Origin of the sequence: Roseofilum reptotaenium CS-1145 (assembly GCF_028330985.1) — a bacterium.
Taxonomy (GTDB): domain Bacteria; phylum Cyanobacteriota; class Cyanobacteriia; order Cyanobacteriales; family Desertifilaceae; genus Roseofilum; species Roseofilum reptotaenium.
In genome coordinates, this window is the sequence record NZ_JAQMUE010000060.1 from 1 (window position 1) to 10,940 (window position 10,940).

Below are 10,940 nucleotides of genomic sequence, written 5' to 3' on the forward strand. Positions count from 1 at the left end.
ACAAAGTTCTCCTTTATTCACTGCCCTCGGTGGCACTTCTTCAATAAATTGGTATACAGCCTACAAGAAGATATCAAGAAATAACATAACGTTAACAGGAGACAATGTCAGAGGAGTTGATTTATCTCCAATTGATAATTGCTTCTGGGTATATATCGAACTAAACGAAAGCTTTACCGACCAACTTATGTTAGGGTTGGGGTCTTATTCCTGGCATAGGGTTGATGTGGATGTGCGGCAAATATTAACGTATGATTCCTCACTTTCCGAGAGGAATATAAATGATGTAATGGCTTATTTCGGTACTTCCCCATCGCCAACCCCTACCCCTACTCCAGTACCTATGTCTACGAAGGATTACCAGAAGATAGAGAGAGAAAATCCCTTCAAGGAACTTTTCGTGCTGTTGGAGCGTACTGGGAAGGTAGGATAGAGTTAATATACACCGTATGCAAATACATTCAAGTAAAAGAAATTGTTGCCATTCTAGAGAGAGAGTCGAAGGATATCGATGTTCCGGCTCCAAACGCTAGGACGGTGTACCGGTTTGTTATGAGTCTGGCTAACGATGAAGTTGATGATAACGTACCCTGGAGGACTTGAACCCCCGGCATCAGGTTTTGGAGACCTGCGTTCTACCAACTGAACTAAGGGCACACTGGTTGACTCGAATTAGCCTAAGTCCTCCAATTATACATATCAAATAGTATTTCCCGCCACATCTTATGGTTCTCTACTTATCCATAGGGGATGCTTATGTGATGGTCAGGTGACTGATGTATTGATGGTATTCTATGGCAATGCTTTTGTGGATAGATTTCCTTGGTTTACATGACCTATTTACCCTGCACTGTTTTGGAGTGGTGTAGAATGAGTTTAGGTAGATTTTAGGTAGATTTTCCCTTACAAGAGTTTGAGGGGCGTGTGGCTTTGCCTTGCGAGCAAGAGATAGCCAGCCTCCCAAACATCTTTATTTCATGCGGATGGCGAGACTCGAACTCGCAAGGCAAAGCCACACGCCCCTCAAACGTGCGCGTATACCAATTCCGCCACATCCGCTTGCAATTGGTGAGCATCGCTCACAGATCCTTATAATAGCATAAGTCAACGGCGATCGCACCCATTAGAAAAAAAGATCTTCCAGAAAGGCCCCTAAACCTCCTATTCTAACGGAATATATCATGCTCAAAAACTGGAAGATGACTTTTTCAAAAATCCTGATTGCCAACCGAGGAGAGATTGCCCTTCGCATCCTCCGCACCTGTGAAGAACTGGGCATTGCCACCGTTGCTGTTCACTCCACCATAGACCATCAGGCTCTCCATGTACAGTTAGCGGATGAAGCTGTCTGTATTGGAGAGGCTAATAGCAACAAAAGCTATCTCAACATTCCCAACATTATCGCTGCTGCCCTCACTCGCAACGCCACCGCCATTCATCCAGGTTATGGTTTCCTCGCGGAAAATGCCAAATTTGCCGAAATTTGCGCCGATCACCAAATTACCTTTATCGGCCCCACCCCAGAAGCCATGCGAGCCATGGGGGATAAATCCACTGCTAAAGCCACCATGCAAAAGGCTAAAGTCCCCACTGTACCCGGTAGTGATGGACTCTTGAGCAATGAACATGAAGCCATCTGTGTCGCTCGTGATATTGGCTATCCAGTCATGCTCAAAGCCACCGCTGGGGGAGGCGGGCGGGGAATGCGCCTGGTTCGGGATGAGAGCCAACTGGTTAAGCTGTTCCGAGCCGCTCAAGGAGAAGCCGAAGCCGCCTTTGGTAATGCTGGGGTTTATCTAGAAAAATTTATTGAAAATCCCCGCCATATTGAATTTCAGATTTTAGCTGACTCCTACGGTAATGTCATTCACCTAGGGGAGCGGGAATGCTCGATTCAAAGACGACATCAAAAACTGTTAGAAGAATCTCCCAGCCCCGCTCTAACACCGAAGTTACGACAAAAAATGGGAGAAGCTGCCATTAAAGCAGCGCGTTCGATTAACTACACGGGAGCTGGAACTATTGAGTTTCTACTCGATAAATCTGGCAATTTCTACTTCATGGAAATGAACACTCGGATTCAAGTTGAACATCCCGTTACGGAAATGGTGACCGGACTGGATTTAATTGCTGAACAAATCCGCATTGCCCAAGGAGAAAAACTATCCTTAAGCCAAAAACAAGTTCAATTCAGAGGTCATGCGATCGAATGTCGGGTGAATGCCGAAGATCCCGATCATAATTTCCGTCCTAACCCCGGCCGCATCAGTGGCTATCTCGTTCCTGGAGGCCCCGGTGTGCGGTTTGATTCCCATGTCTATACCGATTACGAAATTCCCCCCTATTATGACTCTCTTATTGGTAAATTAATTGTTTGGGGTGCAGACCGAGATAGTGCGATCCGTCGCATGAGACGAGCCTTACAAGAATGTGCAATTACAGGTGTACCAACCACGATTGGATTTCACCAGAAAATTCTGGAAGCTTCAGCGTTCTTAGAAGGAAATGTGTACACTAACTTTATTGAACAGTATTTTGGTTAAAAAATAGGGTAAATAGTGCATTCAAAAAAGAGGGGAAAGAGGAGGAGGAAATTACCTATACCTTTTCCTTCGTTGTAGCGCTTTAGCGCTACAACAAGTCCCACCTAATATCTAGTTTGAGATGAAATAGTCCACTACGATACTTTGCTCTTGCCTGACGTATGAAATTTCTGGGAATTGATTTAGGGTGGCGCTCTGGAGCGACCGGTTTGTGTTGCTTAGAGTGGAGCGCTGGACAATTACATCTGGTAGACTTAACAACAGAGATCGACCTGGATCGGATTCTGGCTTGGATCGATCGCCAGGTTCCCCCCGAAACTCCTGGATTAATTGCCGTAGATGCGCCAACTCTAATTCCTAATTTAACCGGAATGCGTCTGTGCGATCGCCTCACCCATCGCTATTTCGGCAAGTACGATGCGGGATGTTATCCTGCCAATCAACAGCGTCCATTTGCTGAGCGTACCACCGGATTTGGTGAATCTTTAGCCACACGAGGGTTTAGCCATGCTCCGGATATCATGCCTCAAAAACCCGGACGCTATCAAATAGAAGTCTATCCTCATCCAGCGATCGTGAATTTATTTGGACTAGAGCGGATTTTGAAGTACAAAAAAGGCAAGGTGGGCGATCGCCGGTTAGAATTATCTAAACTGCGAAAGTTTATCGGCGATCGACTTCCCCAGCGCCAACCCCCCCTGGCTGTTCTTCATTTACCCGATATCCCAGAAACAGGAAAAGCCCTTAAAACAGTTGAAGATCAACTCGATAGTCTCATCTGTGCCTATATCGGCGCTTATTGGTGGTATTGGGGAACCGAAAAAAACTGGGTACTTGGAGACCTCAGTTCTGGATATATCATCGTCCCCCAACCTGATACCCCAGGGTAAAATCTGATGTTCTTACATGACCTATTCTCCCTTGACTATTGACCTTCTTCAGATTTTAAATAAAACGGAAACACCATACTCTGCTGAGTGTAATTAGCTCGAATTTCATATTGAATCATCAGGTCAACTCGACCTTCTTCTTGACGGGGAATCGTTAGCACTTTAATCACCGTAATTCGGGGTTCCCACTGTTCCAGTGCTTCTTGCACCCAAATTCGCATCAGGCTTAACGTATCTTGATTCATGGGGGCAAAAGCTAATTCAGATAACCGACAGCCAAAATTGGGTCGATACACCCGCTCACCCAAGTCAGTCATCAGAATAATAACCATCGACTGGCGAATATTGAGATCTTCTGCACTTAAAGCTAAACTACCTTGACGAGTCACCTGTAACGGAAAGGAGACCCCTTGACCCACAAAGGGACGACGTTGCTTGGAGAAAGGAGAGGAATTGACCATAGGTTATTAGACTGTGCGCGAGTAATGGGGGAATTAGGTATAGCAGAGAAAGAGTTGGTTAAGACAGTTAGATTATGGTTTTAGGCAATAGGCAATAGGCACTCTAGCGATAGAAAGTGTCCTAAATCTCCCTTCCTCTGCTACAATGCTGCGTTTCTTTCTTTTATGGAGTACAGCTTTACGCCTTAGATCCTAAGCAATATAAGCTATTGCTAGAGGGCGAAGTACTATATGAATTTGCCCCTAATTTTAACAGTTTACGCTTGTCAGGTGAGCCAGAGTAGCCTAAATTTTGAAGTGTTACCTACTAGAGCAAGGTTGTTTGTATGAGTAGCGAACTAGTCGTCTTAGCCTTTGATAATGAAGCAGATGCTTATGCTATGCGGGATAAACTGGCTCAATTACAAAAAGAATTTCTGATTGAGCTAGGAGATGCTGCGATTGTTAAACGCAATGCCAAGGGTAAAGTCAAAATTGACCAAGCAGTTGATCTCGTCAGTGCCGGTGCATTAGGCGGTGCATTTTGGGGAATGTTGATCGGACTGCTGTTTTTTGTCCCTTGGTTTGGAGCCGCTGTTGGCGCAATTACGGGTGCTTTAAGTGGCAAAGCAACGGACTATGGCGTGGATGATAACTTTATCAAAGAGGTAGGTCAAACGATTGAACCCGGTCACGCGGCTTTATTTCTACTGATTCAGAAATGGACAGAAGACAAAGTGATGGATCAACTCACCCAATTTAATGCTAAAGTTTTGCGGACTTCTTTGTCAAAAGAAGATGAAGCAAAACTGGCTGAAGCTTTTTCTAAAGAGCAGAAAGAACAAATGATTAGTGCTTTAGATAAAGACGACTAAATCTGATGTTTGAACACTTTACTCCCCATAAAATCACCACCGATGAGGTTAATATCAATTTGGTAATCGGGGGGCAAGGCCCCCCTTTACTTCTGTTGCATGGTTATCCCCAAACCTATGTCATGTGGCATGAAATTGCCCCAAAGTTAGCCCAATATTTTACGGTTATTTGTCCTGATTTACGAGGGTATGGAGATAGTGGTCATCCAAGAACAGACGATCGCCATTCTCCTTATTCTAAACGAGCGATGGCCCAAGACCAGGTTGAAGTGATGGAACAACTGGGATTTAGGCAGTTTTTAGCGGTAGGGCACGATCGAGGAGCGAGGGTTTTACATCGTTTACTCTTGGATTATCCGGAAAGGGTGCAAAAAGCGGCTTTACTCGATATTGTGCCCACCAAAACAATTTTTGAGACGATTAATCAAACCTTGGCCACAGCTTATTCCCATTGGTTTTTTCTGATTGAACCCGCAGGAATTCCGGAAAAGTTAATTGGATCAGACCCAGCGTTTTATTTAACGTGCAAGTTACGGCAATGGAGTCACCGCTTTGAGGGATTTTCCCAGGAGGCGATCGCCGAATATATCCGTTGTTTTAGCAACAAAGATGTGATTCATAGTACTTGTGAAGATTATCGTGCAGCCGCTTCCATTGATTTGGAACACGATCGAGCAGACTTAGATACACGGATACAGTGCCCCTTACTGATCCTTTGGGGACAATTTGGAGTGATGGAACGGTGCTATGATGTGCTGGCAACCTGGCGAGAACGGGCGGTGAATGTTCAAGGATTTTCTTTACCTTGCGGTCACTTTCTGCCAGAAGAAGCTCCTGAAGAAACGGCACAAGCATTACTAGAGTTTTTAACCGCTTCCTGAAATTTGCTACACTAGAAATAGGATTGATCTTGTATTAAAAGCCAATGTCAGCAAAACTCTTATTAGTAGATGATGAACCGGGACTGCGGGAGGCGGTACAAGCTTATCTCGAAGATTCAGGGTTTACTGTAGAAGTGGCGAATAATGCCATTGAAGGTTGGGAAAAAGTCCAGCAAATTGTGCCCGATTTGGTGATTTCTGATATTATGATGCCGCAAGTCGATGGCTATCAGTTCCTGCAACAGTTGCGGGAAGATGACCGATTTAAGTCTATGCCTGTGGTCTTTTTAACGGCTAAAGGGATGACTTCCGATCGCATCCAAGGCTATCAAGCCGGATGTGATGCTTATCTTCCTAAACCGTTTGATCCAGAAGAATTAGAAGCGATCGTTAAAAATCTGATCGAACGCCGTGCAGCAGCGAGTAGTTCAACCGAATTAGATGATATTAAACAACAACTGAATCAAATTCAAGGTATCCTGCAACAAGGGAATACGGTATCGACTCAAACCAGCCCGATTCAAATTGATTTTACGCCTAGAGAACAAAGTGTTTTAAATTTAGTGACGGAAGGCTTGATGAATAAGGAAATTGCTCGCCGGTTAGAAACCAGTGTGCGAAATGTGGAGAAGTATGTGAGCCGTTTATTTGTAAAAACGGGCACGAATAGCCGCACTGAGCTAGTTCGGTTTGCGATCGAGCATGGATTAAATCAATCTTAAGGGGGATGGGGGAATGGGGAACACCCAGACGCTCCAGACGCGGAGATTGCCTATTCCCTATGACACAAATGAGATTATATATAGTAGGAACGCCCATTGGTAATTTAGAGGATATGACGTTTCGCGCGGTGAAGGTTTTGCAGTCTGTAGAGGCGATCGCCGCTGAAGATACTCGCCATACGGGTAAATTACTCCAACATTTCCAAATCGAAACCCGGCAAATTAGCTATTACGAACATAATCAACAGCAGCGTATCCCGGAACTCTTAGCACTGATGCAAGAGGGAAAGGAGATCGCCTTAGTTAGTGATGCGGGTATTCCCGGCATTTCCGATCCGGGATATGAGTTAGTTCAAGCTACATTAAAGGCTGGATTCGATGTGATTCCCATTCCAGGAGCAAATGCAGCGTTAACCGCTCTATCTGCTTCGGGGTTAGGGAGCGATCGCTTTTGTTTTGAAGGCTTTTTACCTCCCAAAGGGAAATCCCGTCACCAGCGTTTAGAAATGCTCAAAACGGAAACTCGCACTGTGATTCTTTATGAAGCGCCGCACCGCTTGCAAGCAACCCTGCAAGATTTAAGTGCAACTTGTGGAGAAGAGCGAAAAATTACTATTGCTCGCGAATTGACTAAACTCTATGAACAGTTTTGGCGCGGAAGCTTAAACGAAGCTATCCAATATTATCAAGAACATCAACCCAAAGGAGAGTTTACCCTGGTTGTCGCTGGCGCAGATATCAGTAATGTGGAGTTATCCGAAGCCGCACTCAAAGCCGAATTAGCGGACTTATTAGAGCAAGGATGGTCGCGATCGCAAGCCAGTCGCCACTTAGCCCAATTAACCAATCTTCCCAAACGCAAATTGTACCAAATGGCCTTAGAGCTATAGCACTACGTGCTAGGGAATAGGGAATAGGTAGAATACTACGTGCTAGGGAATGGGGAATAGGGAGACACGATGAGAGAGGGACGCTCCCTGAGCGGAGTCGAAGGGAGCATCTGTAGGGGCGAAAAATTTTTCGCCCCTACAATCTCTACAAGTTAACGTTTCGCCAGTTTCTTGCTCACTTTCCGCAAGCGCACAGATTCTGGAGTCACTTCCACCAATTCATTTGAACCGATATATTCCAGAGCACGCTCCAAACTCATTTGCACCGGAGCTTGCAATTGGACCAGTTCATCCCCAGTCGAAGAGCGCATGTTAGTAAGCTGTTTAGTCTTACAAACATTTAAGTCCAAATCTTGGGGACGATTATGTTCGCCCACAATCATGCCTTTATACACCTTAGTTCCGGGAGTAATGAAAAATAAGCCCCGGTCTTCCGCATTTTTGAGGGCATAAAACGTGGCTGTTCCTTCTTCAAAGGCCACTAAAACCCCATTGCGACGGGTTTCCACTTCTCCCCCTAGGGTGCGATACTCAAAAAAGCTATGATTCATAATCCCTTCACCACGGGTGAGGCGCATAAATTCACCTCGGAACCCGATTAAACCCCGTGCGGGAATGACAAATTCCAGTTGAGCGCGTCCGTTGCCTCCCATTTGCATATCTTGCATTTCGCCACGACGTTGGCCGAGGCGTTCTATACATCCGCCTACGGAGTCTTCCGGAACATCCAAAACCAGACATTCGTAAGGTTCGCAGGGTTGGCCGTTGACTTCTCGATAAATAACTTGGGGTTGGGAGACCTGAAATTCGTATCCTTCACGACGCATGGTTTCAATGAGAATACCCAGATGCAGTTCACCACGTCCAGAGACGAGGAAGGATTCTGGGGAATTGGTTTCATTGATCCGCAGCGCCACATTGGTTTCGAGTTCCCGGAAGAGGCGATCGCGCAATTGACGAGAAGTTACAAATTTTCCTTCTTGTCCTGCAAACGGCGAATCATTCACCGAGAACGTCATCTGCAACGTTGGCTCATCCACCTTAATCAAAGGTAGAGCTTGAGGTTCATTGGGACAAGTAATCGTTTCCCCAATGTTGGCATCGCTAAATCCAGCCACAGCCACAATGTATCCGGCTGAAGCTTCTTCCATATCCACACGGGTTAAACCCTCAAATCCCATCAGCTTTGAGATTTTTGATTTAACGATTTGGCCATCATCTTTGACTAAAGCCGCTTGTTGGTTGGCTTTAATCGTTCCGTTGTGAATTCTACCAATCACGATCCGACCTAAATATTCAGAATAGTCTAGGGTCGTAACTTGCAATTGTAGCGGTTTATCCGGATCTCCTACCGGAGGGGGAACATGATGCAAAATAGACTCAAACAGGGGCTTCATGTCCTGACTTTCGGTCTCTAGATCTTCCTTGGCATACCCTTGAATTCCCGAGGCAAACAAGTAAGGAAATTCACATTGATCGTCATCTGCACCCAATTCTAGAAATAAATCTAAGACTTTATCAACCGCCCCATGGGGATCGGCTTGCGGGCGGTCTATTTTATTCACCACCACAATTGGACGCAGGCCCTTTTCTAGGGCTTTTTTCAGCACAAAGCGGGTTTGAGGCATCGGCCCTTCATTGGCATCCACAATCAGGATACAGCCATCAACCATTCCCAACACCCGCTCGACTTCGCCCCCGAAATCGGCGTGGCCTGGGGTATCAACGATATTAATTAAGGTATCTTTATAATGAACAGCAGTATTTTTAGACAGAATCGTAATTCCCCGCTCTCGTTCCAGGGTATTAGAATCCATGACACAATCGGGGACTTCTTCCCCTTCGCGAAAAATACCCGATTGTTTGAGCAGAGCATCCACAAGAGTTGTTTTACCATGATCGACGTGGGCAATGATGGCAACATTGCGAATGGGAAGAGACATATATACCTAAATGCGGTTAACTATAGATTTCTTAACAATATTAACATGATTCGCCGCCACCGCACCCTCAGTTCTCTATTCTACCGGCTGCAAGGTGGGGGTATGGGGAGATGGGGAGATGGGGGGATAGGGAGATAATTGCTTTACCAAATCAAGTGAAGATTTAAAACAAATCCGGGTAAAACATTTTCTCCGGACAAGGTGGGAGGATGGTCTACAGTTTGTTTGTCTTGTCCCTGACGATAAATTTCTACTTGGCGGTTTTGGGGGTTAATGAGCCAGCCTAACTGAGTGCCATTATCCATATATTCCTGCATTTTATCTTGAAGACGTTTGAGGGAATCGCTAGGCGATCGCAGTTCGATGACAAAATCAGGACAGATGGGCGGGAATTTCTCTTGCTGTTCGGGAGTCAGCACTTCCCATTTTTCTAAGGGTATCCAAGCTGCATCCGGGGAGCGATCTCCACCATTAGGCAGTTGAAAGCAAGTGGAAGAATCAAAGACAATTCCTAATTGAGCTTGTCGATTCCATAAACCCAAATCTAGGTTAATCTCTGAGTTCCGTTTTCCAGTTCCCCCTCCAGTAGGTGGCATAATGATTAAGTCTCCTTTTGCGGTTCGTTCTAGTCGCAAGTCACGGTTGGCAGCACAAAGTTGATAGAATTGTTCGTGGCTAATGGGAATGGTTTCTGAGGTATTTAAAACTAATGCTGTCATCGTTTTATCTCCTTGGGAAAGTTTGATAATCAACTGTTTGATTCTCAAAAATAAGGGTTTACCGAATAATTATTAATTGTTAATTGCTTGGACGCTTAATCCTAACAGAATGGCGAAGATTGCCCCCAAGGTGATGTTAATAATATTAACCCATTCATTCGTGAGCCAGCTTATTTTCTCCTGTAAGGTGGCTCCGATGACACTTTCGACATTTGTGGCTAAAAATGCCGCCACCAGGCAATCGAGGACACCCAAGAGGCTAATCAGACCTACGAGCCAACCGACCAGGGCAAGAGCGATCGCCCCCACCATCCCGGCTAAGGTTCCCTCCAAACTGACTGCTCCTTCTGTTCCCCGCGCTACCGGTTGCAATGTAGTAATTAGAAATGTCCGTTTTCCATAAGCTTTGCCAACCTCGGAAGCGCAAGTATCCGATAATTTAGTACTAAAACTGGCTACATAGGCTAAACCCAACCATGGAATTAGCTCATCTGGCCCCCCTTGGTACTGAATAAGCAGGACACCTAAAGCACAAACTGCCCCTACCAAAGCAGACCCCCAGACATTTTCCGGCCCCCTTGCACCAGAGCGTTTTTCGGCAATACCTTGGGCCTCTTTTTCGGCTAAACCGATCCGAGTTACTCCCGATCCGACTAAGAAATAAAAGCCAACGACTGCATAACCCGGTCCTCCCAAGGTTCCCCAGACGAGGACTCCCAAAACCCAAGCATGAATGACTCCTGCAAGGGTTAACAACTTTTTCGGTGCGAATGCCACAATGGTTAATAAGACCGTATTTAGAATGACGGCCACCATCCAGGGATTAGTGAAGATCGTTAAATCAGTCATTGAGGATAGAAGTTTAGGTTATGGACAGCGTGTTATTTCATCTGGCGTTTCCCGTACAAAATCTGGAAGAAACCAAAGCCTTTTATGTGGAGGGTTTGGGCTGCCAAATGGGTCGAGAATCGCGCCATGCTCTTATTCTAAACTTGTATGGTCATCAGTTAGTTGCCCATGTCACCGATGAGCCATTA

General features: G+C 45.5%; 11 protein-coding genes, 2 tRNA genes and 1 pseudogene. 8 read left to right on the forward strand and 6 right to left on the reverse strand.

Annotated features, from left to right (window positions below):
• Window positions 1-433, forward strand: a 433-nt coding sequence (locus tag PN466_RS09875; RefSeq protein ID WP_271939199.1) for a hypothetical protein, incomplete at its 5' end; no start/stop codon positions are given.
• 151 nt (window positions 434-584) lie between these two features.
• Here PN466_RS09875 and PN466_RS09880 read toward each other — a convergent pair.
• Window positions 585-657 (reverse strand) — tRNA-Trp (locus tag PN466_RS09880).
• Between the two features lie 321 nt (window positions 658-978).
• Window positions 979-1,059 (reverse strand) — tRNA-Leu (locus PN466_RS09885).
• A 140-nt stretch (window positions 1,060-1,199) separates the two neighbouring features.
• Between PN466_RS09885 and accC the strand changes: the two genes are divergently transcribed.
• Window positions 1,200-2,543, forward strand: a complete 1,344-nt coding sequence (accC, locus tag PN466_RS09890) for an acetyl-CoA carboxylase biotin carboxylase subunit (RefSeq protein WP_271939203.1) — start codon at window positions 1,200-1,202, stop codon at window positions 2,541-2,543.
• Between the two features lie 161 nt (window positions 2,544-2,704).
• A complete protein-coding gene (locus tag PN466_RS09895) occupies window positions 2,705-3,433 on the forward strand; it encodes a DUF429 domain-containing protein (protein ID WP_271939205.1) in 729 nt (242 codons plus the stop codon).
• Between the two features lie 35 nt (window positions 3,434-3,468).
• On the opposite strand, the gene PN466_RS09900 is transcribed toward PN466_RS09895, so the two are convergent.
• On the reverse strand, window positions 3,469-3,894 hold the full coding sequence (locus PN466_RS09900) for a GPW/gp25 family protein (protein WP_271939208.1): 426 nt from the start codon (window positions 3,892-3,894) through the stop codon (window positions 3,469-3,471).
• Between the two features lie 326 nt (window positions 3,895-4,220).
• On the opposite strand from PN466_RS09900, the gene PN466_RS09905 reads away from it, so the two are divergent.
• From PN466_RS09905 to rsmI, 4 genes are all read left to right on the forward strand, one after another.
• On the forward strand, window positions 4,221-4,748 hold the full coding sequence (locus PN466_RS09905; RefSeq protein ID WP_271939210.1) for a DUF1269 domain-containing protein: 528 nt from the start codon (window positions 4,221-4,223) through the stop codon (window positions 4,746-4,748).
• Window positions 4,749-4,753: 5 nt separating this feature from the next.
• Complete coding sequence (locus PN466_RS09910; protein WP_271939213.1) at window positions 4,754-5,629, forward strand: alpha/beta fold hydrolase; 876 nt, start codon at window positions 4,754-4,756, stop codon at window positions 5,627-5,629.
• Window positions 5,630-5,673: 44 nt separating this feature from the next.
• Window positions 5,674-6,351 carry a response regulator transcription factor gene (locus PN466_RS09915; RefSeq protein WP_271939216.1) on the forward strand — a complete coding sequence of 226 codons (678 nt, stop codon included), beginning with the start codon at window positions 5,674-5,676 and terminating at the stop codon, window positions 6,349-6,351.
• Between the two features lie 68 nt (window positions 6,352-6,419).
• Window positions 6,420-7,241: a 16S rRNA (cytidine(1402)-2'-O)-methyltransferase gene (rsmI, locus tag PN466_RS09920; protein WP_313898571.1), complete on the forward strand. Its 822-nt coding sequence runs from the start codon at window positions 6,420-6,422 to the stop codon at window positions 7,239-7,241.
• 152 nt (window positions 7,242-7,393) lie between these two features.
• On the opposite strand, the gene typA is transcribed toward rsmI, so the two are convergent.
• The 3 genes from typA to PN466_RS09935 form a co-directional block, all read right to left on the reverse strand.
• Window positions 7,394-9,184, reverse strand: coding sequence for a translational GTPase TypA (typA, locus tag PN466_RS09925; RefSeq protein WP_271939222.1), 1,791 nt, complete (start codon window positions 9,182-9,184; stop codon window positions 7,394-7,396).
• 143 nt (window positions 9,185-9,327) lie between these two features.
• Window positions 9,328-9,903 (reverse strand): Uma2 family endonuclease, encoded by a 576-nt coding sequence (locus PN466_RS09930; protein ID WP_271939225.1) that lies wholly within the window; start codon window positions 9,901-9,903, stop codon window positions 9,328-9,330.
• A 72-nt stretch (window positions 9,904-9,975) separates the two neighbouring features.
• A complete protein-coding gene (locus PN466_RS09935) occupies window positions 9,976-10,752 on the reverse strand; it encodes a TIGR00297 family protein (RefSeq protein WP_271939228.1) in 777 nt (258 codons plus the stop codon).
• A 20-nt stretch (window positions 10,753-10,772) separates the two neighbouring features.
• On the opposite strand from PN466_RS09935, the pseudogene PN466_RS26290 reads away from it, so the two are divergent.
• Window positions 10,773-10,940, forward strand: a pseudogene (locus PN466_RS26290) (VOC family protein); the annotation flags it as partial.

What these genes read in the sequence shown, in the direction of transcription:
- typA (WP_271939222.1), bottom strand. Translation starts at nt 9,184, where the DNA reads ATGTCTCTTCCCATTCGCAATGTTGCCATCATTGCCCACGTCGATCAT.
- rsmI (WP_313898571.1), top strand. Translation starts at nt 6,420, where the DNA reads ATGAGATTATATATAGTAGGAACGCCCATTGGTAATTTAGAGGATATG.
- PN466_RS09915 (WP_271939216.1), top strand. Translation starts at nt 5,674, where the DNA reads ATGTCAGCAAAACTCTTATTAGTAGATGATGAACCGGGACTGCGGGAG.
- PN466_RS09895 (WP_271939205.1), top strand. Translation starts at nt 2,705, where the DNA reads ATGAAATTTCTGGGAATTGATTTAGGGTGGCGCTCTGGAGCGACCGGT.
- PN466_RS09905 (WP_271939210.1), top strand. Translation starts at nt 4,221, where the DNA reads ATGAGTAGCGAACTAGTCGTCTTAGCCTTTGATAATGAAGCAGATGCT.
- PN466_RS09935 (WP_271939228.1), bottom strand. Translation starts at nt 10,752, where the DNA reads ATGACTGATTTAACGATCTTCACTAATCCCTGGATGGTGGCCGTCATT.
- PN466_RS09930 (WP_271939225.1), bottom strand. Translation starts at nt 9,903, where the DNA reads ATGACAGCATTAGTTTTAAATACCTCAGAAACCATTCCCATTAGCCAC.
- accC (WP_271939203.1), top strand. Translation starts at nt 1,200, where the DNA reads ATGACTTTTTCAAAAATCCTGATTGCCAACCGAGGAGAGATTGCCCTT.
- PN466_RS09900 (WP_271939208.1), bottom strand. Translation starts at nt 3,894, where the DNA reads ATGGTCAATTCCTCTCCTTTCTCCAAGCAACGTCGTCCCTTTGTGGGT.
- PN466_RS09910 (WP_271939213.1), top strand. Translation starts at nt 4,754, where the DNA reads ATGTTTGAACACTTTACTCCCCATAAAATCACCACCGATGAGGTTAAT.